Here is a 2288-nt window from a genome sequence, read left to right on the forward strand (position 1 = left end):
GTGGTGCCCGGAGGCGGAATCGAACCACCGACACGAGGATTTTCAATCCTCTGCTCTACCGACTGAGCTATCCGGGCGACGAGGTGTATTAAAAGGCTTTTCGGCTTTCAGGTCAACAATAAAATTAAAATAAAATATCGTTTGATGAATTTGTGCTCGGAGTGGGCTGTTTTTATGCGTTTTTAGCAGCAATGCGCCATGCTTTAAGCGATGTTTTAACATTGATAGTGTGTTCACTTGCAAAATAAAGGCGATAAAAACAAAAAAGCACGTCTGAAAACGTGCTTTTTATTGAACAATTGACTTTAAACTAGTGCTTTACTGAGAACTTGTTTACCCAACCTTCTAGCTCATTCGCTAGTGAAGCTAAACTTTGAGTATTTGATTGGCTCTCGGTTACGACAGAGTTGAGTTGGCCTCCGCTTTCCTCGATAAGGTTTATGCGTAGCGCAATATCATCGCTAACCTGCGTCTGCTCAGCGGCAGCAGTAGCGATCTGCTGGCTCATTGTGGTGATAGATTCTAACGCCGTTACAATTTGCTGTAGAGCTTCAGAGGCATTCTTAGACTCTGTAACAGTGCTTTCACTGGTTTCTGCACATATTTCCATTGTGTGAATGGCATTGCGAGAGCCTTCTTGCAGATTGGAGATCATATACTGAATCTCTTTTGTGCTGTCTTGTGTGCGTCCTGCTAGGTTGCGTACCTCATCAGCAACGACTGCGAAGCCTCGGCCTTGTTCTCCAGCACGTGCTGCTTCAATGGCTGCATTGAGTGCCAATAGGTTTGTTTGCTCTGCAATATCACCAATCACATCGAGCACTTTTACAATATTATTTACATCCTGATCTAGATCGGCGACCGCTTTACTCGCAGTATTTAATTGAGAAGCTAAACCTTGAATGTTTTCAACCGTGTTATGAATGAGTTTCTGAGTATGTTGGCTTTGTTTGTCAGCCTCGTCCGTATTGTTTGCGGTGTCGCTTGCTGAATTGGCAACATGGTTGGCTGAAGATGCCATTTCAGTCATCGCAGTGGCAATCATCGCCGTTGATTGCTGCTGAGATACGGTAAGATCGGCAATCGTATTTGATCGAGCCTCTACGGCAAACAACTCTGCGCGCAGTGCATGCATAGACTTCTCTAGGTTTGTCACCATAGTAGCTAGTGATTGACTCATATCTTGCACGGCACGATAGATACTTCCTCTCGGTGCCACAGTATCAAAACTGGTCTGAATGTCTCCTTGAGCGACAGCTTGAACTGCTTTACGCACGTCGTTAGGCTCTCCACCAAGTAGATGAAGTATTTTGCGAATCTAAATGATCAGGCCACTTAGAATACTTCCCGCGATAATCAGACACAGCACAAGCTGCCATTGTGCTGTCGACCAAAAACGTGCGTTAACTTCATTAAAGCCAATACCTGTACCGACAACCCAGCCCCAGTGTGGTGTTTTTTCTGCTATCGAGTGTTTTTCTTCAATGCTGCCATCAGCTTGTTTTTGGCTCCAGGTATATTCAATGATCTGACCTGTTTTGTGCCCCAATACATCTAGAATGAGTTGGCCTACGCTATTACCACTGCCATCTCTAAAGTCATGGAAGCTGGTTCCGTGTAGTTGAGGGTCTAGTGGTGCGGCGATGAACATCATATTTTCATCTGCGACATAAACGTATTCGTTGTCTTTGTAGATATTGTTACGAAGTAGGCGAGTGGCTAATGCTTTCGCTTCGTCTTCCGGCATTTTGCCTTCGATAGCCATCTTTTCTACTTCGGTAAGTATGCTGTACGCACTTTTAAATAGCTCAGTAACTCGAGCTTTGTTATCAAGGTTACTTGCGACGCGAAGTGTCCATAAGCCCGTTGCGGTCAGAGCTAGGAGAGCTAGCAATATGATCGCAGATAATAAATAGGCTTGAGTTTTTAGTTTCATATTTAGCTCACAAATAAAGTGTTATCACTATGCAAGGCATAGCTAAAAGAAGAAATGTAATAACTCGGGCATCTTAGTGAAGATAAATATGCTCGGATACTAATGCGTATTGAAATTACGATGAGGATTAAATTTTTAGCGTGAAATAAGTGTTTTTGAAGAAAGGATTTAATGTTCGCTGATGTTTAGAAATGAAGTGCAGATAAATGGGAAAGTGAGAAATGACGTATAAAGCAGATACAAAAAAGCCGCATCAAGTGATGCGGCTTTAAAAGTGGCTCCTCCTGCTGGGCTCGAACCAGCGACCTGCGGATTAACAGTCCGTCGCTCTACCAACTGAGCTAAGGAGGAA

General features: G+C 43.7%; 2 tRNA genes and 1 pseudogene. All 3 read right to left on the minus strand.

Annotated features, from left to right (window positions below):
* Position 1 precedes the first annotated feature (1 nt).
* Positions 2-77, minus strand: a tRNA-Phe gene (locus tag R7R24_RS24290).
* 233 nt (positions 78-310) lie between these two features.
* Positions 311-1936 (minus strand): annotated as a pseudogene (locus R7R24_RS24295) (methyl-accepting chemotaxis protein).
* A 275-nt stretch (positions 1937-2211) separates the two neighbouring features.
* Positions 2212-2287: transfer RNA gene (locus tag R7R24_RS24300), tRNA-Asn, on the minus strand.
* Position 2288: the final 1 nt, after the last annotated feature.

This window comes from Vibrio sp. 704 (assembly GCF_033339295.1).